The following is a 20383-nucleotide window of genomic DNA, read 5'->3' as shown; positions in this document are numbered from 1 at the left end:
GATGGGAAGGAGACCGTATAAGCTGCCTAAGCCGCTTAAGTGTGACGCCGGCAAGGAAATCACGATGGATCTGGTCAATACATATATCTGCAAACACGAAGAGCGATTTCCAAGATACGAATACCTTGAGAATCTTTATGAAGGATTTCACGATGTGTTTAAAGCTCCAGAAAAAGAACACTGGAAGCCAGACAATCGCTTGGCGGTTAATTTTCCAAAGTTCATAACAGATGTGTTTTTGGGATACGCCTACGGAATTCCCGTGAAGAAGGTTCATCCAGATGAAACAGTAAATGAAGCCATCAAAGAATTTGATCGTATTAACGGAATTGCTGATCACGATTTTGAAATGCTGAAAAAGGTGTGCAAATACGGGCATGCTTTTGAATATTTCTATCAGGATGAAGATGCGCAGACCAGAGTGTCTGATGAAAGTCCTAAGGAAGTCTTTGTAGTATACGAGAATTCTCTCAGGAAAACTGCGTATTTCGCAGTGAGGTACGGATACGATGAAGATGGAGTGACAAGGTATGGAGAAGTAATCACGCCTTACGAAATTCGTGAATTCCGCGGAAACGATTTTATTGAAGAGGCAAGAGATAATCCGTATGGAAAGATATGTGTTGTGGAATGGATCATGAATGATGAGCGCATGAGCATTTACGAAGAAATCTCCGGATTGACAGAAGTGTACAATAAATCGATTGGAGAAAAAGCAAATGATGTGGATTCATTCGCTGAGGCATATCTCGAAGTGCTTGGAGTGGAGGTGGACGAAGAAGGTGTACGCAAGATCCGTGATGATAGATTCATTAATATGTTCGGTACGGATGATGCAAAAGACGTGCTCGTGCAGTTTCTTCAAAAGCCGACCGCTGATGGCACACAGGAGAATCTCCTGAATAGAGCGGAGAGACTGATCCATAAAATCAGCATGGTACCCGATATTACAGATGAGTCGTTCGGAAATGACTCTGGAGTTGCATTAGAGTTTAAGCTGCAGCCAATGAGCGATCTTGCAAAAACGCTTGACCGGAAAGTACTCAAAAGCATGAGTAAACGCTATAAGCTATTTTGTACGCTTTCAACGAATGTTTCGAATAAGGATGCATGGAGGGATATCAAGTACACGACTACGCGAAATATTCCGAGGAATATACTGGAAGAGTCGCAGGTGGCTCAGAATCTTGACGGAATCGTCAGCCGGGAAACGCAGATCGGCGTGCTCAGTATAGTACCAGAAGCGTCTGAAGAGATTAAGAAAATGGAAGAAGAAAGTCTCAAAGAAAAGAATGATATCGTGACGAATCGAATGTTTGGAGCTGATGCAAATGGCAAGCAGTAAGGATTACTGGCAGAAGCGTGAAGCGGAAAATCTAAAGAAAAATCTGAAGACCGAAGAAGAGTATTCAAAAGCTATTAATGACTGCTACGAATATATGATGGATAACATTCAAAAAGAGATTAACGGATTTTATGCAAAATATGCCAAGAAAGAAGGCATCACACTTGCAGAAGCCAGGAAGCGTGTATCCAAGCTGGATATCGAAGCATATGAACGAAAGGCAGCAAAGTATGTGAAAGAAAAAAACTTCTCCGATCAGGCAAATGAGGAGATGCGGCTATATAATCTTACGATGAAGGTAAACCGGTTGGAAATGTTGAAAGCAAATATCGGACTTGAATTGGTGGATGGGTTTGACGGTTTACAAAAATATTTTGATCAGATTCTGACTGAGAGAACCCTTCAGGAATTCGAACGCATGGCTGGAATCCTTGGAGGAACGGTGGGGAATAATGCGAAATACGCGCATGCTATTGCTAATGCATCATTTGCAAATGCAACATATTCAGATCGTATCTGGATGTATCAGGACATGCTAAAATCTGAACTATCAAAACTCTTGATGGAAGGAATGATCCAGGGGAAGAATCCGCGGCAGCTTGCTGTGCATCTTCGGAAGAGATTCGGAGTATCTGAGTACAATGCAGAGAGACTTATGCGGACGGAGCTCGCCAGAGTGCAGATAGAAGCTCAGAAGCAGTCTCTTGAGAAGAATGGGTTTGAAGATTATCAATTCATTTGCAATGGAACTGCCTGTGGAATATGCAAGGAGCTGAACGGAAAGCATTTTAAGATTAAAGATATGGAAATTGCAGTAAACGCTCCGCCAATGCATCCGAACTGCCGATGTAGCATAGCCGCTTGGATGGATAGTGAGGAATACGAAGAATGGCTGAATTATTTGGATAACGGCGGGACCACTGAAGAGTGGGAGAAACTTAAGTTGTCAAAGTCAAAAGAATTCCTTGCAAATCAAAATACAAATGATAAAATAAAATCAGGCATTGAAATGAAAGATGCATTAGTATCCGCGTTGGCTTTGCCGAAATACAAGGATGCTGTAATACCAAGAGCAAAATTCACGCATTATGCATTAGAACCGGAAAAAGACCCAGATAAGGCAGAAGCGTTCAGACTGGCGCTTGGTTATACGAAAGAGAACGCAGATGAGTTAATCAAACAGATATACGAGAATTTGCCGTACTACGATGCTATTGAGAAAGGCGATAGGGGTTGGGGTATGACATATGAAGTTATTATGGACATCACTGGACCGAATGGAAAGACAGCAAAGGTATTAACAGCTTGGATTGACGATAATGCCAGTGGAGAGATGAGATTGACAACAGTTCATGTCGATTAGGAGATGAGAATTATGATTGCATTATATGAAAAATACAGATTGAAAGACGGGCGCGTTGGGCGAGCGGTAGACATTCTCGGAAACGGAGAAGCTTGTATTTTTGAAGTCGACAAAAAAGGGATTGAAGATAAGGTGATAACAGTCATCGAAGATGAAATAAAAGAAAAAGTAGATTAAAAGCCACCAGTCAGTAATTGACCGGTGGTATTTTTATACCCATTTTAAGGAGGAGCTATGAAGACAGTAAATATACTCGGAACTGATTACAATATTTACTTTGTGGATGAATTCCCGGATTATCTAAGTGAAGTGGGAGAAAATGCTGGCGGACTTTGCAATAGGCACGACAGAGATATTTGGATTAAAAGATGCAACGACAAAGATATGACGGATGCGGGGAGGGAACGATACGATAAAGACGTTCTCAGACATGAGATCATCCATGCGTATCTGTCTGAGAGTGGGTTGTCCGCAAATGCTTCTCACTGCTACGGATCATGGGCAGAAAATGAAGAGATGGTTGATTGGTTCGCCATCCAGTCACCGAAGATTTATCAGACATTCAAGGAAGTTGATTGTTTGTGAAACAATCATATATTGTGACGAAAGATTCAGATGTGCTGGCTCCCGATTGGTTAGTCAGACGAATGAACTACAGAACTATAAAATTCGTGTATCGCATTAATGATGGTGCTTCGAAATTGAAGGGAGTGATGATAGGTGCCGAGATTGCGAAAATTGGAGATAAGATTCTGTTTGATGGCAAGCGGTTATCTGTAGAAAGGCGGTGATCCGAAGAATCTCCCACCGGCAGGGAACGACCGGAAGAGAAAGGAGAGATGCTATTTGATTGTAGTAAATGTCCGAGAGGGCGAGATTGATATTTCCGGACATGCAGGAACCGGGAATAGTATTGTGTGCAGTGCTGTATCGTGCTTGTTTCAAACAATGATTGCATCGATAGAATCGCTGACTGATGATGAAATTGAATATAATATCGAATCTGGACATTCCAGATTGATATATGAGGATCTGTCAAGTGTAAGTAAAACGCTTGTGGATTCTTTTTTTATTGGCATTTGCGGAGTGGCGGGAGCTTATCCGGATGCTGTAACTATCAATTAATTTGGCAGGCCCGGAACCGAAATCCCGGGAGGGATAGATAAAGCTGGGGAGTGCTCCGGGAGGAGCGGGAAAGGAGAACACGATGAAGAATAGAACTTATAAAAACATTTTGATGAGAAGACGCAATTCAAAGAATCCACAGGAACACAGAGGACATGTAAAGTTTGACCTGCAGATCCATGATGGCGAAGGGGATGATCAGGATAATCCGGAACTGAAACCGGAAGGTAAGGAAGAGCTGGATAATCCGGAAGAAAACAAACCGAATAAGCGAACTTATGATGACGCCGAGGTTGACCGCATTGTTGCGAAACATAAAAAAGAGTGGGAAGAGCAGCACAAGGAAGATCTGGAAAAGGCAAAAGATGAAGCCAGAAAATACGAGCGTATGTCAAAGGAACAACGCGAAGAAGCCGATCGCAAAAAAGCGGAGGAGGAATCCGCAAAGAAAGATGCTCGCATCAAAGAACTGGAACAGCAGATTGCGACAGATGCGCTTCGTAAGTCCGTAGCCGCCGATGTAGAAGCAATGCCGGAAGGTATTGTAGCTTCTCAGGATTTCCTTGATCTGGTTGTAACAGGTGACGCAGATACATCAAATGCAAATGTTAAAAAAATTGTGGGCATTATTCTTGCAGACCGGAAGGCGCAGGAAGAAAAACGGGCGACCGGAAGGACGCCGAAATCTTATGGAAGCGGCAATAAAGGCGAAGTGTCTGAGATTGACCGCAGAATCGCTAAATATAGCAAATAAAATAGGAGGACGAGAAATATGAACAGAAACAGTAAATTAATTTTTAACTTAAAGGTGCACGAAGGAGAACCGGAAACTACTGCGAGACAGTATCAGAAAGAATTTAAAAAACTTCTTGAAGTAGTGTTCGGCGTACAGTCTTATTTTGGAGACTTTTTCGTTGGCGGACTTGAAACAATGGATGGAGTACAGGATAACGAAACTGCATTTTACGTAAAGACTTCCGATATTCCGTGCGTAATTACACAGGGATCGCTTAAAGAAGGCGAGAGTGCTGCTTATAAAACAGACGCAAATACAGCATTTGGAGAAGGAACTGGTAAGAGCTCCAGATTTGGAAATCGAACAGAAGTTGTATACAAAGATGTGCCGGTGCCGTACACATGGGATTGGGTATTCCATGAAGGACTGGATCGCCATACTGTAAACAATGATTTTGAATCTGCTGTAGCAGACCGCCTTGACCTGCAGGCGCAGGAAAAGGTTGGTATGTTTAATGCTCATCACGGCAAATTCATATCTGAATGTGCTTCTGGGTCCGCAGTTGTAACTGAACCGGCAGCTATTACAAAAGACACAGTAGCGGGAGTATTCAATAAGCTTTCAGCGTACTTTGTAGACATTAAGCTTCGCAAAGGCGTAACGAAAGTAGCGAAAGTAGATGCTACTACTTACAATGCCATCATCGATTCAGGGCTTTCTACCACAGCGAAGGGATCCACGGTCAATATCGACAGAAACGAAGTCCGCATGTTTAAAGGCTTTGTGATCGAGGAGGTGCCGTCTGATCTCTTCCAGGAAAATGAATGTGTATTGGCTTATGCAGTAGGTGTTGGAAAAGCGTTTACCGGAATTAACACTGCAAGAACAATTGAGTCTGAGGACTTTGACGGAGTTGCCCTTCAGGGCGCAGGATCCGCAGGTGAATATATCCTTCCGGTTAACAAAAAAGCAGTCGCAAAAGTAAAAATCACAGGAGCATAGGAGGTAACGGAATATGTATAGAGTCATTAAAGCATTCGCCGATTTGCAGGATGTAAAGAAGACCAAAAGCGGAGATCTTTACCACGAATATGAAATCGGAGATGAGTATCCACGGAAAGGTCTCAAGCCTTCCGAGGAAAGAATTGCCGAGCTTTCCGGAAGTAACAATCTGCAGAAAACTCCGCTGATTGAACTTATTGAAGAGGAAGAAGCGGAGACGCCGAAAGAATCGGCTAATGACGAAAGCCATGAGTCCGGCCAGAAGAAGTCGAAGTCAGGAAAAAGTGCAGCAGAGTAGGTGATTAAATGTCAATATTTGAAGATGTAAAACTGTTGATCGATGTGGATTCCAGAGAATCCGGATTGGATGACAAGATAGATCTGATAATAGAACATGCAAAACGGCAGGTGCTTCTTCGCCTGCCGTCTGACATTGAAGAGGTGCCGCCTGAACTGGAATATATTGTGTGCGAGGTTTCCGTTGCAAGATTTAACCGGCTCGGAAATGAAGGAATGTCAAGTTACAGCCAGGAAGGAGAAAGTATTTCCTTTGACGATGCTAATGACATCGATGCATACGATTCTGACATTAAGGAATGGATTGCAAGGCGCGAAGGAAAGAAAAGAGGAGTGCTGAGGTTTATATGAGATACAACACACCGATTATCTTTGTTAAGAGCGGGTGGAAGGAATATGATCCGGACAATGGGGTATGGAACGAGGAAAAGAGCATCCGGGAAAAGAAGTATGCTAATGTAACACACATGAATAGCGAGAGGCAGCAAGCTGTGTTCGGCGATGTTAAACCGAACCGCTATGTCGTTCGTCTGCAAAGAGCATTCGACCGGCCGTACGATTATATCGAAATGGAAGGAAAAGCATATACAGTCGATACGGATCGTTATCCGACTGATAGATGCAGCTTTGTGGTGACGGAAAATGGCGGAAATTAAGATTGTTGGATTAGATAAACTGGAAAAACAGCTGCGAAAGAATGCAACCCTGAATGATGTTAAAAAGGTTGTACGCACGAATGGTATGGGGCTACAGCAGAAAATACAGGATAATGCAGACTTCAAGAAGGGATACCAGACCGGTACGACAAAGAGGAGCGTTGATTTAGAGATAACTGACGGAGGAATGACGGCAGAATCGGGTCCAACAACAGAGTATTCGCCGTATCTGGAATACGGCACCAGATTTATGGATGCGCAGCCGTTTGTAAAGCCTGCGCTTGACGAACAGGAAGCAAAGTTCCAAGCAGATATGAAAAAGCTGGTAAAGTAGGAGGAAGTCATGAGAACTGCAGAACAGGCGATACATGATGTGATATGGAAGTTCCTATCAGGGAGGCTGGATAAAAAGGTATATGAGAGCAGGCCTGCAAACGATGTTGGGTATCCGTTTGCGGACTTTGGTGATTTGCAGACGAAATATACCGGAACGAAGTCCGGTGCTTTATCCCAGGTATCTATCAATTTGAATATTTGGGATACAGAAATGAACCGTAAGAAAGTATCTGAGATATGTAATGATCTGTTCTTTGAAACAATAAATATGAAGGACGCTTATGGATTCAAGGTTTCTCTCAGGGTTAATGATTCCGGCATACAGATCAATCAGGATAGGACGGTAACCCCACCGGTATGGAGGGGCATGGTAAATTTAGTATTTGATATTTTATAGGAGGACGATATGGGAGCAATTAAAGGTAAACGAATTATTTATCTGTACAGGCTTTTGAGCGAAGCAGCAACCAGTGATGCAACTGCGATTGCATTCACAACAGAAAACAGCCGATCAAAGTCAAGAGATTCAGATACAGTAGACACAAAGGATGGGTCCATTCGCGTTCCTGGCGAACTGGAAACAGAAATTAGTGCAGCGGCTATTTTTGCAAGCGAAAATGATGAAATGATTGCAAAGATTGAGAAGGCAATTGATGACGGCGAAAAGATGGAGATCTGGGAGGTGAATCTGGATAAGCCAGGAACAGATACGAATTCAGGAAAGTTTGCAGCAAAGTATTTTCTTGGATACGTGACCAATTTTGAGCTTTCTTCAAATTCAGAGGACCATGCCGAGGCATCTATAGACTTTGGAATTGAAGGAAAAGGCGCTGACGGATATGCAACAGTGACAGATGAACAGCAGGCGATTGCAGAATATGTATTTAAGGATACGAAGAAAACGGGAGCGTAAGGAGGAAATAAAAGATGTATGAATTAGAAATGAATGGTCAGATGGTGAAGTTCAATTTCGGAATGGGATTCCTCAGGGAGATCAACAAAACAGTTACGGTTCCTGTCGACGGCATGAAAGATATGAAACAGAACGTGGGGCTCAGATACACGGTTGGTCGTTTGAACGATTATGATGTCGAAGCACTGGTGGAGGTTTTGTTCATGGCAAATAAGGGCTGCGATCCGAGAATCACTATGGATGGACTGGATGCCTTTATTAATGACGAAAATACAGATATTGACGAGGTATTTGAGAAAACGCTGGGTTTCTTAAAGAAAGCAAATGCTACGAAGAATGCGACACTGGATGCACTGAACGCTATCGAGAAGGAGAAAGCGAAGCGGGAAACAATGGAAAAAATGAGGATGGAATCGATGATGTAACGATCGAAGAATTCTATCATGATGTTGCCGTAGACTGTTTCCGGTATTTAGGATTCAAAAGCATTGCTGAGGTAGACCGACTTACAATTCCAGAATATGAGCTTATGATGGAAGCCTACCAGTTGAAAATGGTTGATGACAATTACCATGCGCACTGGCAGGCTTTCCTTAATTTCGCAGCACAGGCAAAGAAGAAAGTCGGAAAGCATAAGCAGAAGCCTGCTTTCAGTAGTTTTGATAAGTTCTTTGATTATGAGTCAGAACTGAAAAAGGTGAAAGAAAAAAATGCTCAAAAGAAAGAACGTTTTTCCGGAATCGGAAAATTATTAAGGAAGGAGGGCGCATAACATGGGCGATTTTTCCGTTAGGGCGGTATTATCCGCAGTCGATAAGAATTTTGCATCAACAATGAAAAGCGCCCTTGGGTACACCAATAATCTGAAGGACACATTGACGAGCGGAATCGGGTTCGGAGCAATGATGGCAATCGGGCAGTCTGCAGTTCAGACGGTCATGGGAGAGATGTCAAGTCTGTCAAAAGAGACGATTGAAACATCAGATTCTATGTACAAGCTGCAGGCGGCTATGCGATTTAGCGGATATGAGGAAAAGGAGATCCAGCGAATCGCGGGTGCGACAGGAACATTAAAAACATACGCTGATAAGACGGTATTTAGTCTTCAGGACGTTATGAGCACGTTCGGGGCTCTATCTGCAAACGGAATCAAGGATGCGGATAAGCTTACGGAAGCGGTCGGAAATGCAGTTGCCGTATTTGGCGGCGGGGCGCAGGAATACTCCAGTGTTGCTCTTGCATTTTCACAGGCGATGGCGGCAGGAGCGCTCCATGCTCAGGATTGGAATCAGATTTTAAATGCCAGTCCTCAGCTCGCTGGAGGGCTTCGAAAAGAGCTTATAAAGCTTAATCCTAAAATCGGTAAAGACTTTAAGAAAGCGATGGAAGATGGAGCTCTTACAGCAGATCTTCTGGCGGAAGCTATGAATAATATCGGTATGACCGAAATGGCAAAAGAGGCAGCTACTTCAGTCACAACGTTTGAAGGAGCAATGGGAAATCTGGAAGCAACAGTGGCTAGCGGAATGATGAACCTGTATGACTCCTTCGCAAAGAGTTCTGTTATTGATGCAATCAATGGAATGAATGAAAAAATAGGATCTGGATTCGATTGGCTTGCAGTTAAAGTGCCGGCGGCTATTGATAAGATTTCGCCATACTGGACGGTGTTTAAAACAGATTTCATCGAGGTTAAAAATGCGTTCGGCGATGCTGCCAGTGCAATTATAGGACACGTAGGAGAACTTACAGATTCGTTTGGATCAGCCGAGAGCGTGAGTAGCTTTTCGGATGTTCTCGGTGTCGCTACAGATGCACTAAAGTCGTTTGCAGGATTCTGCGAGGAGCATTCAGAGGTTATCGCAAAGGTGTTAACTACTCTACCTAAACTTTATGTCGCATACAAAGGATTCAAAATTGTGAAAGCCGTAGCTCCGTTCGTTGGAATGTTTACCGGTGCGATCGGAGGTCTCGCCAAGCTTGGCATTAGTAAATTGGTTCCTGGACTTTTCGGAGTATCTAAAGGGCAAGATGCAGTTGGTAAATCAAGCGGCAGAAGCTCTAATAAAATGTTGGCTTCTGCTAAATCATTTATGATGCTTGGCGTCGGTGTTTTGACGATTAGTGCTGGATTCTATTTACTTGCGCAGTCTGCTGTCGCAGTCGCAAGCGCCGGTCCAGTGGCTATCGGTGTTCTCGTTGGATTGGTAGGAGTGGTGTCTGCTCTGAGCGTTGGAATGTTGAAAATGCTTTCATCTATGTCTGGGGGAACAAAAAAATTATCTGCTATATCAACTGCAATGATGGCAGTTGGAGCAAGTATACTGCTGATCAGCGCCGGATTTGCTTTGCTATCGTATTCCGCGATACAGCTTGCAAGCGCGGGTCCGGCTGCTATCGCTACTATGGTAGGAATGGTTGCCGCAGTCGGAGCGCTCATGTACGTAGCGAAATCAGTCGCTCCAACGCTTACGGCAGGAGCTGCCGGATTTGCATCGTTTGGCGCAGCTGTATTGCTTGCTGGCGCGGGTATGGCTCTCATGACGAGTGCGGCGATTAATCTCGCAAATGCTGGTCCATTGGCGATTGGTGTCATGGTAGGAATGGTTGCTGCAGTTGCACTTCTGGCGGCAGGAGCTGCGGTGTTGGGACCGCTGCTTACTGCTGGAACAGTGGGATTTGTTGCATTTGGAGCCGCAATCTTGATGGTAGGTGCAGGAGCGGTTTTAGCTTCTGCAGCATTGTATGTTGTGGCGGCAGTATTGCCTACTGTCACAGAATATGGATTGCAAGGAGCCGTAGCAATAGTAGCCCTTGGTGCTGGAATGACAGTATTTGCTGCAGGAGCTGCGCTTGCCGGAATCGGATGCGTTGCACTTGGAGCGGGACTTGTGGTGGCAACGGTGGGATTGTTGGCATTTTCTGCCGGAATTGTTGTTACGAGTGCAGGCATGCTGGTGCTTTATGCATCTCTGAAATTAGTAAATTCAAGCATGAAGTCTATTTCCAAAAATGCAAAGACGGCTCAAAAATCGTTATCAAGCATGAAGAGTTCAATGTCGATTGTGAATGAAGGGCTGGATGCTATCGGAAACAAGGCGAAATCATCAATGAATTCGATGATCAGCGCATTTGACGGAGCATCAAGCAAGGCAAAAAGTTCTGGCGGAAAAGTAGGAAGTGCATTCAATTCCGGACTTGGAACGGGAATGACGGCTGTAATCGGAACCGCAAAAAGTTCCACAAATACTATTATTTCTGTATTCAATTCAACCAGTAACAGAGCTTATTCCTGTGGTGTCTACATTGGACAAGGGCTTGCAAATGGAATGAGAAGTCAGCTCGGAGCGGTGCGAAGCGTAGCCGCTCAGCTTGCTATAGCGGCAGAGGCGGCCATTCGGGCAAAGGCAAAAATCAACAGTCCATCAAAGGTTGCTGAAGGACTTGGGGGATACTGGGGCGGAGGATATGTTGGTGGCATACTTTCAAAGGTCAAAGAAGCGTGGAGAGCCTCAGAAAAGCTGGTATCTGTGCCAAGCAAGGTGATGAAGCGACAGAAACTTGCAGTAGCAGGTGGATATGGAAATATGGAGCTTTCGGACGATTACACATATTATCAGGAAGCCAAATATACGATTATCGTTCCGGTTGAACTTGAAGGCCGTGAAATTGCAAAAGCATCCGCCACCTATACGCAGGATGAATTGGAAAAGGAAGATAAGTTTAAGAATATGCTGAAAGGAATTAAAGATGTATAGTTTTAGAGATACAATCAAGACAAAAGAGACATTAGAATACTTCGGGTCGGAAGCATTCACGATTAATGGAGAGTATTTGGAGAATATCGTTCCCGGATACAGAACATTGAGCGTATCTGGGAGAGAGTTGCTGGAATCTGAGATTTCTACATTATCAATATCCGGCATAGATGGCGAACAGTATCTCCAGAGAAGGCGCCCGACACGAATTCTGACTATTAAGTATCAGATCAATGTAGACACGTGTGGAGAGTTCAGGGAAGCATTTAATCTGCTGAATAAAGCACTTAATGCAGAAGAGGCGCAGCTGATCTTTGATGACGAACCGGACAAGTGCTTTTATGGTACATTTTCAGATACCGGGGATGTCCCGGATGGAAGAAATAAGATAGTCAGCACATTTGAAATGTATTGCTCGGATCCATATAAGCACTCCACAACCGAAAAAACCTTCCAGGCGTCAGAAAGTGCATCCGGAGTCATGGAAGCAACGATTACTAATTCCGGTACGGAATCCGTCCCAGTAAGCTATGATATCACACACAATCACGAAAATGGTTTCATCGGCATCGTAAGCGAGTATGGCATCCTGCAGTACGGATCAGTTGACGAGGCAGACGATGAAGCCAGAGAGAAATCAGAAGTACTGCTGAAATACACTAAGCCTTCCGATTACAGCGCAATGACGGAAGGTAAGGGAATTCTGGCCAGCAATGATACATTTCCGATGGGAGGTAGTTTCGCGGGCTATGAGGATGGATGGCTCAGACTGCAGACGCCTGGAAGCGGATCCAGCTGGCACGGAGCCGCAAGACAGGTGACACTGCCGGCAGACTCTTCCGGAAATTCTGGCGCAGTCAATTTCAAGGCGGAAGCCAGTATTTGGTTCCAGACGTCAAAAGCTACAGAGGTCGGGCTGTTGGAATTTGTCATCGGTGATGAAAACGGAGAACATCTTGCATCAATCCATATCGTCAAATCATCCGAAAGTGACAGCATGTGCAGCGCGATTTTCCAGGTGCAGGCTGCCGAGAAAAAACGGATCCGGTACGAGCCGAATGCAGATTCTGCAACAAGCAGCAAGAATGGCCTGATTTCGATCAACAAAAGCGGCGAACTGTTTGAGTTTGTATTTGGTGGAAAAACATATCCGTTCCGGGTACCGGAGGCGGCTGAAAAGAAAGGACTTACGGTCACGATCTTTATTGGCCAGTACGCAAACAATGTGAATCCGGTCAGCAACATGGCATTTGGAAAGATGTCATTCCGGAAAGACAATGTGCAGTACCGAGTGGACATCCCGAACCGGTACGCAGAAGGCGATGTGATTACAATTGATGGAGAGACTACGAAAATGTATGTAAACGGCGTGCCGGCACTGGGAGACGAGGTGAAAGGAAGCAAACATTTCCACGTTCCGCCAGGGGAATCAAAAATCCAGTTCTATTTCTCCGATTTTTGCAACCCGGTACCCGATGTTACCGTTCGAATAAGGGAGGCGTATCTGTAGATGGAAAGAGTGAGGATTGCGGTCCTGGACGCTTACGATAACGTCCTGGCATTTATGGATAACGGTGCGCCGAAAGCCTTGCACTATTACGATGATGAGCTGCATGAGTACCTGAAAGGCGCTGCCAACACGCTGACCTTTTGCGCCGGCGCAAAGCATGAGGATGCGCAGTATTTAGTAGAGGGCAATAAGCTCTCTTTTTTGTACCGCGGAAAAGAATACTATCTGAATATCATGAGCGTCCGGCGTGATGAACTGGAAGTGGAAGTGACGGCGTACTCTTTATCATTCGAACTTTTAAATGAAGAAAAAGAGAAATATGCTGCTACGGAAGCGAAGACGTTCGCGGAGTACTTAAGTATATTTGACGCGGAAAAAGTGATCACGCTTGGAAATAATGAGGTATCCGATAAGTCGATCAAGTATGAGTGGGAAGGATCCAGCACACTGTTGGCCAGACTGTTTTCGCTGGCCACGGTGTTTAGTGCTGAGGTGGAATTTGCCTCACAGCTAAACGATAACTACTCCCTTAAAGCGATCGTGATGGATGTCTATAAAGAGCACAGTGACACGATCCAAGGCATCGGCGTGAACCGGAATGACATTACTTTGCGATACGGAAAAAACGTGACCGGAATCACAAAGACATCAGATATCACGGGACTGTATACGGCGATCCGGCCGTTTGGCAGGGATGGGCTTACGATCACGGATCTGGACAAAACGGAATACGATGCGGATGGGAACCTTGAATACTACACGGAATCCGGAAGTAACAACATTCTCGCCCCACAAGCGAGAGACCGGTTTCCATCTAACCTGTGGTCCGCAAAAGACCGGTACATTGCGAAGATCTACGAATACGATACGGACAACGTGAACGTCCTATATGGCAATGCTCTGGCGGAACTCAAGAAAAACTGCGTTCCGCAGGTTGAGTACGAGGTATCCGGGTATTTTGATACCGATATCGGCGATACGGTGCAGATTGAGGATGATGAATATAACCCGGAATTGTATCTGGAAGCGAGGGTTACAGAGCAGATCCGGAGCTTTACCGATCTGACCAGAAACAAAACAACGTTTGACAATTTCCATGAACTGCAGTCTCAGCTGGACTTAGATCTGGTGGCAAAAATGAACGCCCTTATTGAGCAGAATAAGACATACACCTGTATGATTTCGACTGATAACGGAACGACATTTAAAAATAATACCGGATCTACCACACTGACAGCTTCTGTTCGCGACGGCGTGACAGACGTAACGGACAAATTTGAAATCGTGTGGAGCAAAGACGGCGCGGATTTAGCGACCGGAGAAAGCATCACAGTCAATGCTGCAGATGTGGACGGGAAAGCACTGTACCGATTCGACGCGAAGGATTTCGCCGGGAATGTAAAAGGATTCTACGAGGTTACTGTGACGGATGTGAGCGACGGCATCAACGGAAACGATGGGGTGAGCCCAACCGTGGTAGTCAATGATGATACATCACTCACCATCACGGACGCGGAAGGAGAAAAGACCACAGAGCCACTAAAGGGGGCGGATGGGATATCATCGTATACGCACATTAAATACAGTGATGATGGCGAAACCTTTACCGGAAAGGGAAATCTCGCATCGAGAAAACGGGAAGACTGGGTAAAAGGATATTATTCATCCGACACTACGATCGATACCGAGGCACCGGATGAAATGACAGCAAGCAGAAATTACAACCGGATTTGTATGAAAAAGCTAATACCGGTTGTTCCGGGAGACACATATCAGATCACATCTGGACACCCTTTTATCGCAATGGGGATAACTAAATACGGAGCGGATGGAAATTCGGTAGGAATTGACACGGTAGACGGAAGCTTATCAATTCAGCAATATAAAGTCCCGGATGATACATACCAAGTTAGGCTATATATGTCAGGATCATCGCCTTACGTTACCAAATACGGATCCTGGAGCGAACTGTTTGAAAAAAACAGTGTTTTCCCTATGTTTGGAGAGCCCGAATCGAAATTAGGATCCTATCCGGGTGCATGGATGGGACAGATGGTAAGTGATAATCCGACGCCGAGCACGGTATTTGAGGATTACACCTGGAAGAAAATCGAGGGTGACCCGACTGGAATCGTAGAGTCAGCGGATGAACCATCCGACAAATATATCGGTATGCTCTGGAAGAATACCGGAACTACTGCAGGGCTGGTGCAGGGAGCGACATACCGGTGGAATGGTACGGAGTGGGAAATGTATAAGTTCTCGGCAACAAACATTGAAGCGGAAACCTTCCGCGGCTATCTATTCAGCGGGGCTATCTACGAAAGCGAATTTAACGATGATGTATCGCCGTATCTGCGGTATACTGGGAAAATGCATATCGAAAGCGGAGTCATGACGATTGATACAACAAAGTATACGAGAGCCACGCAGGAGGGAGACTGGGAATCCGGACTGTCGCAGAACATTACGATATCATACGAAGGACTCAAAATGACTGAAACAAAGCAGGGTTCTACCACGTCGGAAGAACTGGTGCTGAGCTTTGAAAATCTGAAGAAGTTATTGGCACTGATCTAATAGAAAGGAGATCTATCATGAAAAACAAATTAATCTTAGCACTTGTATTAGCCTTATTATCCGCCTGCTCCATGACCGCGCGGGCAGGATTCACACCGCGGTATGAGGTAGACATGCCGGAGATTCCGGAAGTCAAAGCGGAGCTGTCAGATGAAGTAAAAGAAGCGGTGAACAATGCAGCACAGAAGCAGATTGAAAAGATGATTCTTGATAAGCCAGCAATTATCAATGCGACATGCTGGCACTGCCGATATTTCTATCCGTACAAAAATAAGCTCATTATATCGTGGGAATCCGTGGAAGGCGCAACATCCTATAAGGTAGAGATTACAGATGCATCGGGGACGAGGACAAAAGAGGTTACGACAAATTATCTGATTCTGTCAGAGGGCAGTGATTTCTATCCGTCCTGCATGGATACAGAAGACGTGCACCCGACAGTGAGGGTGCGGGCGTACGGCGAGGATGAAACGTACAGTATGCGGTCAGATGTTACGGAAATTAGATGTTATGAGTAGGTGATGATATGGAAAACAAGATTAATATAGCGCGCTTCAAGGAAGGCTCCAGAACTGCGGAAGTTAAGGATATCTGGCAGTGGGACTACGGGCAGATTCTGAGGATTCAAGGGCTGAACCTTCCGACCGCGGTAGAAATACACTTTTCATTGGACGAGCACGGCGGAGAAGCTGCTAGAAGAATTGGAGTTACGAAAGACGGTGTTACCAATGTGCCAATCCCGGACTCGATGGTTGAAAATGAATCCTCGTATGGTGACAGCTATTACTTCTTCGCGTATATCTATCTTACCGATGAGACGTCCGGCAATACGGAATATAAGATTCGGGCAAAGGTTAGTACGAGGTCGAAACCGGAAGGATACGTAAGCGGTGGAGATGATACATTCGCAGAAATCTTAAAAACAGTCAATGAGATTGCCGAGGACAAGGTAGGCATTCCGGTACCTGCGAAAGCGGGACAGGTTATTGCCGTCAGTGAGGTGGACGAGGACGGAAGGCCTACGGGATTTGAAGCAACTGATCCGGGCGGTGGTGTATCGGATGAAAAGATTGCGGAAGCAGTCGGAACGTACATGAAATCCAATCCGGTGCAGGCTGGAGCGACGACTGAACAAGCAGAGCAGATCCAGAAAAATACGGAAGATATTAGTCAACTTTCTGAGGAGAATACCGCCTTGACTGGCAGAGTTAAGAAGATAGAAGAATCTAGTGGAATTGTCGTTGTAGAACCTATGGATGATGATATTCCAAAAGTATTTTTTGTGGGAACAGCACCAACATCAAAAGCAGAAGATGAACTTCCACTTACAATGGAATATCGCTCAAAGACAAAGACCATTAAAAGCTATGTAACATTAAAAGTGCAAGGGGATTCTAGTGCAAAATATGCAAAAAAGAATTTTAATCTTAAAATGTTTAGTGATGATGCACGAACACAGAAATTAAAATGTACTTTTAGAAATTGGAGCAATACACATAAATATTGCTTAAAAGCAAACTGGATTGACCATACACACGCAAGAAATGTTGTTGGTGGTAGACTTTGGAATCAAATAGCAAAGAGCCGTTCAGATTATGAAAGCTATCCAACAGAGTACAAGGAATCAGCCAACAGCGGAGCAGTTGATGGATTTCCAATTAAAGTGTATATCAATGGAGTTTATCAAGGCTTATATACTTGGAATATCCGAAAAGACAGTTCTATGTTCAATATGGATGATGAGACAGGTACACATTCCGCATTGATTGCAGATGCTAATAGTCGTGTTACTGTATGGAGAGTACTTCCGAACATTAATGGTTCGGATTGGACAGACGAATTAAATGACACTGTGCCAGATGCAGTAAAGACAGCATTCCAAAATGCTTATTCGTTTGTCATGAACTCTACTGATGAAGAATTTGTTGCAAACATAGAGAATCATTTTTATTTATCAAGTTTAATTGATTATTATATTTATATTTACTGTATTTTAATGTATGGCGGTCTTGCAAAGAGTCAGACTATGTTCACTTACGATGCACAGAGATTCTTGGCTAACATCTATGATATGGATACAACGTGGGCTTTGTATTGGGATGGTTCGACATTTTATGACTATGAAACACCATGTCCAAGTGGATATAGTGCCGAAAAAGAAGTTGGGCAATCTAATCTTCTTTATGAAAGACTTGTTACATTATTTCCTAATGAGATCAAGGCTAGATACGAAGAATTAAGAAATGATATTTTAAGTGATGCAAATATCATCAATGAGTTTGAACGATTTATGGATACGATTCCTTCTGATTTATATGAAGAAGATTATGCAAACACTACGGGTGGTGGAGCATTTACTAATATTCCATCAAGGACTACAAATACACTCCAAAAATTGCGAGAGATTATTGTTACTCGAATGGCATACTGTGACACACAGATTCCGTTACTTGTTTCGATTCCTGCAACTGGAATTACACTCAACCAATCTGCATTGACGTTTACGGAAGCTGTTGCGCAAACACTTACCGCAACTGTTGAACCATCTGAAAGCACGGATATGGTTGTTTGGGAATCCTCTGATACCAACGTCGTTACAGTAGTGGACGGTGTGGTTACACCTATTTCAAGCGGTTCTGCCACAATCACAGCAACTGCCGGTAATTATTCTGCGACTTGCGAAGTGACAGTTGATGTGCCAGTGATTGTGGTGTACACAATTACAAGAAATTTAACGAAATGTGTTTCTTCTAGTAATGCGACAACCGTTAATGAAGGAAGTTCCCATAGTGAAATATTAACTGCAAGTGATGGATGCATATTGGGTGATATAAGTGTGACAATGGGTGGTACAGATATTTCTGCAAATTGTGTTGATGGTGTTCTGACTATTTCAGAAGTCACGGGGGATATTGTTATCAATGCAACTGGCGTTGAAGATGTTGAAAAATCAGCATTATATCCTTTGGAGAATGGAACGTATAGCAACGATATTGCAACCGTCGAGATTACAAATGGAAATCATGTCAAATGTACAAGACACAATGGTAATGCACAGGTATTTTTTAATATTTCAGACGTTGAATCCAACACTGATTTTACATCTACAAGTTTAAGTCATGATAAGTGGTTTAGTCTGAGCGCAGGTCAAACTGGTGTATATACCATTAGTAACATAGTGAACGATAGTGGTATTATTGTGTCTACGAACTTCAAGAAATCAAATACAACAACGTCTGGTAGCTTTGGTATTGCGAATTATACTGGTACAGATGAAAAATCTGTGTCTGCAACAGTTAACGCTGATGTAGATTATGGTTGCTTGTTCGTACTGGTAAATGGCGCAAACAATATCGAAAATGTTGTTGTTGAATTTGATGTATCATTCATGGTCGATAGTGTGAGATACATTTAATTAACGTTCGAAGGGCGGTGTTGAACTAATAAAAGAAAACGACAAACCAAAAGACTCGGTAGAATGTTGACTAAAGCAGACTTTAGGCAGCGACCGTGATCCCTACAGACACCACGATGCTATTGTTTGAAGCAATTCCGGTGAAACAAAGGTAACGGTTGATGGCGGTGTGGTCACTGCTATTAAAGAGAGATATGGTCTTGTATATCATCAGGTTTGTGGTACAATTATTGGATAATAGTATATATGGAGGACAACTATTTTGAAAACGGATGAAAATATGAGTAAAAAAATTCAATTTTGCAGAGGAATAGCAATAGTTGCAGTCGTATGTATCCATAATTGTTTAGGCGGATACTATGGCGTAATTCTAAGACCATTGTTAAATTTTTGTGTTGCAGCATTTTTGTTTCTATCTGGATTATTAACAATTGAAAAAATAACGGATATGCGAGAATTTTACAAAAAGAGGATTTTAAGAGTTCTGATTCCTTATACTATATGGTCAATAATATATACAATATACTATGGTGACTATGTAGTATTTCCGTGGAAATATCTGACAGGACAATGTTGTGGTATTTACTATTATATTCTAGTATATATCCAATTAACTTTACTCGTTCCTTTAATCATAAAGGCTATGAAATCAAAATATTGGAAATTGTTGTTTTTGATTTCTCCGATTGCAATTTTAATTCAATATTTTAAGCCGCTCCCGTGGCCTTGGAATGCTAATATGTTTTTCGTATGGTTTATTTTCTTTTATTTTGGTATGTGCATACGAAATAATAGAATTCAGTTGCAACGGATATCTATAAAAGGTGCGGTATTGATTTGGATTAGTACTCTTATACTCCAATATATCGAGTCGTTTGCATGGTTTATTTTAGACGAAAATGGAAATATGGCAACAACTCAGATTAAGTTATCATCTATGTTAACCTCGTTAGCTGTGGTTACACTGATGTGTATGTGGATTGCAAACAAACGAGCGATAAAGAGAAATATATTTTTTAGTCTTGGAATTACTTTGGGGAATTATTCTTTTGGTATATACTTGAGTCACATTTTTTTAATGAGACTTCTAGAGAAAACAATCTATTTGTTAATTCCAGCACGATTCCCCATTCCAATCATTTTGATTTTATCTATTGAATTGATTTTTATTTCTGCATTCATAAAAATATTTGGAGATAAGATTAGTAAGTGGATTGGTTTTGTCTAAAATGTGAGGTAAAATTAAACTGACAAGGTAGTCAACTTTCGAAGGGCGGTGTGATATTACTTAATACACAATATCGGTAGAATCTGTATTTGTGTAAGTAGTCCACAATCGAAGGGTTT

General features: G+C 43.3%; 22 protein-coding genes. All 22 read left to right on the top strand.

What is annotated here, in order from left to right:
- Position 1: 1 nt before the first annotated feature.
- The 22 genes from ACTNBF_RS07475 (at position 2) to ACTNBF_RS07370 (ending at position 20264) form a co-directional block, all read left to right on the top strand.
- Positions 2–1345, top strand: a complete 1344-nt coding sequence (locus ACTNBF_RS07475) for a phage portal protein (RefSeq protein ID WP_441088976.1) — start codon at positions 2–4, stop codon at positions 1343–1345.
- Positions 1332–2708, top strand: coding sequence for a minor capsid protein (locus tag ACTNBF_RS07470; RefSeq protein WP_441088975.1), 1377 nt, complete (start codon positions 1332–1334; stop codon positions 2706–2708). The genes ACTNBF_RS07475 and ACTNBF_RS07470 overlap by 14 nt, the downstream gene beginning before the upstream one ends.
- A 12-nt stretch (positions 2709–2720) precedes the next feature.
- On the top strand, positions 2721–2885 hold the full coding sequence (locus tag ACTNBF_RS07465) for a hypothetical protein (RefSeq protein ID WP_441088974.1): 165 nt from the start codon (positions 2721–2723) through the stop codon (positions 2883–2885).
- A gap of 57 nt (positions 2886–2942) precedes the next feature.
- Positions 2943–3293: a hypothetical protein gene (locus tag ACTNBF_RS07460; RefSeq protein ID WP_441088973.1), complete on the top strand. Its 351-nt coding sequence runs from the start codon at positions 2943–2945 to the stop codon at positions 3291–3293.
- Positions 3290–3499 (top strand): hypothetical protein, encoded by a 210-nt coding sequence (locus tag ACTNBF_RS07455; RefSeq protein ID WP_441088972.1) that lies wholly within the window; start codon positions 3290–3292, stop codon positions 3497–3499. The genes ACTNBF_RS07460 and ACTNBF_RS07455 overlap by 4 nt, the downstream gene beginning before the upstream one ends.
- A gap of 55 nt (positions 3500–3554) precedes the next feature.
- A complete protein-coding gene (locus tag ACTNBF_RS07450) occupies positions 3555–3833 on the top strand; it encodes a ribosomal-processing cysteine protease Prp (protein ID WP_441088971.1) in 279 nt (92 codons plus the stop codon).
- 82 nt (positions 3834–3915) lie between these two features.
- The gene (locus ACTNBF_RS07445; protein WP_441088970.1) at positions 3916–4587 is read left to right on the top strand and encodes a capsid assembly scaffolding protein Gp46 family protein; all 672 of its coding nucleotides are present in this window, start codon (positions 3916–3918) and stop codon (positions 4585–4587) included.
- 18 nt (positions 4588–4605) lie between these two features.
- Positions 4606–5571, top strand: coding sequence for a hypothetical protein (locus tag ACTNBF_RS07440; protein WP_441088969.1), 966 nt, complete (start codon positions 4606–4608; stop codon positions 5569–5571).
- Between the two features lie 13 nt (positions 5572–5584).
- The gene (locus ACTNBF_RS07435) at positions 5585–5869 is read left to right on the top strand and encodes a hypothetical protein (RefSeq protein ID WP_441088968.1); all 285 of its coding nucleotides are present in this window, start codon (positions 5585–5587) and stop codon (positions 5867–5869) included.
- A gap of 8 nt (positions 5870–5877) precedes the next feature.
- The gene (locus tag ACTNBF_RS07430) at positions 5878–6219 is read left to right on the top strand and encodes a phage head-tail connector protein (protein ID WP_441088967.1); all 342 of its coding nucleotides are present in this window, start codon (positions 5878–5880) and stop codon (positions 6217–6219) included.
- Complete coding sequence (locus ACTNBF_RS07425; protein ID WP_441088966.1) at positions 6216–6524, top strand: hypothetical protein; 309 nt, start codon at positions 6216–6218, stop codon at positions 6522–6524. Before ACTNBF_RS07430 ends, ACTNBF_RS07425 begins: the two co-directional genes overlap by 4 nt.
- Positions 6511–6858, top strand: coding sequence for an HK97-gp10 family putative phage morphogenesis protein (locus ACTNBF_RS07420; protein WP_441088965.1), 348 nt, complete (start codon positions 6511–6513; stop codon positions 6856–6858). The genes ACTNBF_RS07425 and ACTNBF_RS07420 overlap by 14 nt, the downstream gene beginning before the upstream one ends.
- Positions 6859–6867: 9 nt before the next feature.
- Positions 6868–7257: a hypothetical protein gene (locus ACTNBF_RS07415; RefSeq protein ID WP_441088964.1), complete on the top strand. Its 390-nt coding sequence runs from the start codon at positions 6868–6870 to the stop codon at positions 7255–7257.
- A gap of 9 nt (positions 7258–7266) precedes the next feature.
- Entirely contained in the window at positions 7267–7773 is a 507-nt protein-coding gene (locus ACTNBF_RS07410; RefSeq protein WP_441088963.1) for a phage major tail protein, TP901-1 family, read from the top strand.
- 14 nt (positions 7774–7787) lie between these two features.
- On the top strand, positions 7788–8198 hold the full coding sequence (locus tag ACTNBF_RS07405; RefSeq protein ID WP_441088962.1) for a tail assembly chaperone: 411 nt from the start codon (positions 7788–7790) through the stop codon (positions 8196–8198).
- Between the two features lie 104 nt (positions 8199–8302).
- Positions 8303–8545: a hypothetical protein gene (locus ACTNBF_RS07400; protein ID WP_441088961.1), complete on the top strand. Its 243-nt coding sequence runs from the start codon at positions 8303–8305 to the stop codon at positions 8543–8545.
- Position 8546: 1 nt separating this feature from the next.
- Positions 8547–11531, top strand: coding sequence for a tape measure protein (locus ACTNBF_RS07395; protein ID WP_441088960.1), 2985 nt, complete (start codon positions 8547–8549; stop codon positions 11529–11531).
- Entirely contained in the window at positions 11524–13041 is a 1518-nt protein-coding gene (locus ACTNBF_RS07390) for a distal tail protein Dit (RefSeq protein ID WP_441088959.1), read from the top strand. The genes ACTNBF_RS07395 and ACTNBF_RS07390 overlap by 8 nt, the downstream gene beginning before the upstream one ends.
- Complete coding sequence (locus tag ACTNBF_RS07385; RefSeq protein WP_441088958.1) at positions 13042–15621, top strand: phage tail spike protein; 2580 nt, start codon at positions 13042–13044, stop codon at positions 15619–15621.
- Between the two features lie 17 nt (positions 15622–15638).
- A complete protein-coding gene (locus ACTNBF_RS07380; protein WP_441088957.1) occupies positions 15639–16139 on the top strand; it encodes a hypothetical protein in 501 nt (166 codons plus the stop codon).
- A gap of 8 nt (positions 16140–16147) precedes the next feature.
- The gene (locus tag ACTNBF_RS07375) at positions 16148–19036 is read left to right on the top strand and encodes a CotH kinase family protein (protein WP_441088956.1); all 2889 of its coding nucleotides are present in this window, start codon (positions 16148–16150) and stop codon (positions 19034–19036) included.
- Positions 19037–19298: 262 nt separating this feature from the next.
- Entirely contained in the window at positions 19299–20264 is a 966-nt protein-coding gene (locus tag ACTNBF_RS07370) for an acyltransferase (protein ID WP_441088955.1), read from the top strand.
- The last annotated feature ends 119 nt before the right edge of the window (positions 20265–20383 follow it).

The sequence above is a fragment of the Bariatricus sp. HCP28S3_A4 genome, from assembly GCF_052066395.1.
Classification (GTDB): domain Bacteria; phylum Bacillota; class Clostridia; order Lachnospirales; family Lachnospiraceae; genus Allocoprococcus.
The sequence above is the reverse complement of the archived record's forward strand: the minus strand, read 5'-3'. Positions and strand labels throughout refer to the sequence as shown.

Bases quoted from the DNA above. Each gene is read 5' to 3' on its own strand.
- ACTNBF_RS07420 (WP_441088965.1), top strand. From the start codon at position 6,511: ATGGCGGAAATTAAGATTGTTGGATTAGATAAACTGGAAAAACAGCTG.
- ACTNBF_RS07425 (WP_441088966.1), top strand. From the start codon at position 6,216: ATGAGATACAACACACCGATTATCTTTGTTAAGAGCGGGTGGAAGGAA.
- ACTNBF_RS07375 (WP_441088956.1), top strand. From the start codon at position 16,148: ATGGAAAACAAGATTAATATAGCGCGCTTCAAGGAAGGCTCCAGAACT.
- ACTNBF_RS07405 (WP_441088962.1), top strand. From the start codon at position 7,788: ATGTATGAATTAGAAATGAATGGTCAGATGGTGAAGTTCAATTTCGGA.
- ACTNBF_RS07390 (WP_441088959.1), top strand. From the start codon at position 11,524: ATGTATAGTTTTAGAGATACAATCAAGACAAAAGAGACATTAGAATAC.
- ACTNBF_RS07385 (WP_441088958.1), top strand. From the start codon at position 13,042: ATGGAAAGAGTGAGGATTGCGGTCCTGGACGCTTACGATAACGTCCTG.
- ACTNBF_RS07465 (WP_441088974.1), top strand. From the start codon at position 2,721: ATGATTGCATTATATGAAAAATACAGATTGAAAGACGGGCGCGTTGGG.
- ACTNBF_RS07415 (WP_441088964.1), top strand. From the start codon at position 6,868: ATGAGAACTGCAGAACAGGCGATACATGATGTGATATGGAAGTTCCTA.
- ACTNBF_RS07430 (WP_441088967.1), top strand. From the start codon at position 5,878: ATGTCAATATTTGAAGATGTAAAACTGTTGATCGATGTGGATTCCAGA.
- ACTNBF_RS07445 (WP_441088970.1), top strand. From the start codon at position 3,916: ATGAAGAATAGAACTTATAAAAACATTTTGATGAGAAGACGCAATTCA.
- ACTNBF_RS07400 (WP_441088961.1), top strand. From the start codon at position 8,303: ATGATGGAAGCCTACCAGTTGAAAATGGTTGATGACAATTACCATGCG.
- ACTNBF_RS07410 (WP_441088963.1), top strand. From the start codon at position 7,267: ATGGGAGCAATTAAAGGTAAACGAATTATTTATCTGTACAGGCTTTTG.
- ACTNBF_RS07470 (WP_441088975.1), top strand. From the start codon at position 1,332: ATGGCAAGCAGTAAGGATTACTGGCAGAAGCGTGAAGCGGAAAATCTA.
- ACTNBF_RS07475 (WP_441088976.1), top strand. From the start codon at position 2: ATGGGAAGGAGACCGTATAAGCTGCCTAAGCCGCTTAAGTGTGACGCC.
- ACTNBF_RS07380 (WP_441088957.1), top strand. From the start codon at position 15,639: ATGAAAAACAAATTAATCTTAGCACTTGTATTAGCCTTATTATCCGCC.
- ACTNBF_RS07440 (WP_441088969.1), top strand. From the start codon at position 4,606: ATGAACAGAAACAGTAAATTAATTTTTAACTTAAAGGTGCACGAAGGA.
- ACTNBF_RS07460 (WP_441088973.1), top strand. From the start codon at position 2,943: ATGAAGACAGTAAATATACTCGGAACTGATTACAATATTTACTTTGTG.
- ACTNBF_RS07435 (WP_441088968.1), top strand. From the start codon at position 5,585: ATGTATAGAGTCATTAAAGCATTCGCCGATTTGCAGGATGTAAAGAAG.
- ACTNBF_RS07395 (WP_441088960.1), top strand. From the start codon at position 8,547: ATGGGCGATTTTTCCGTTAGGGCGGTATTATCCGCAGTCGATAAGAAT.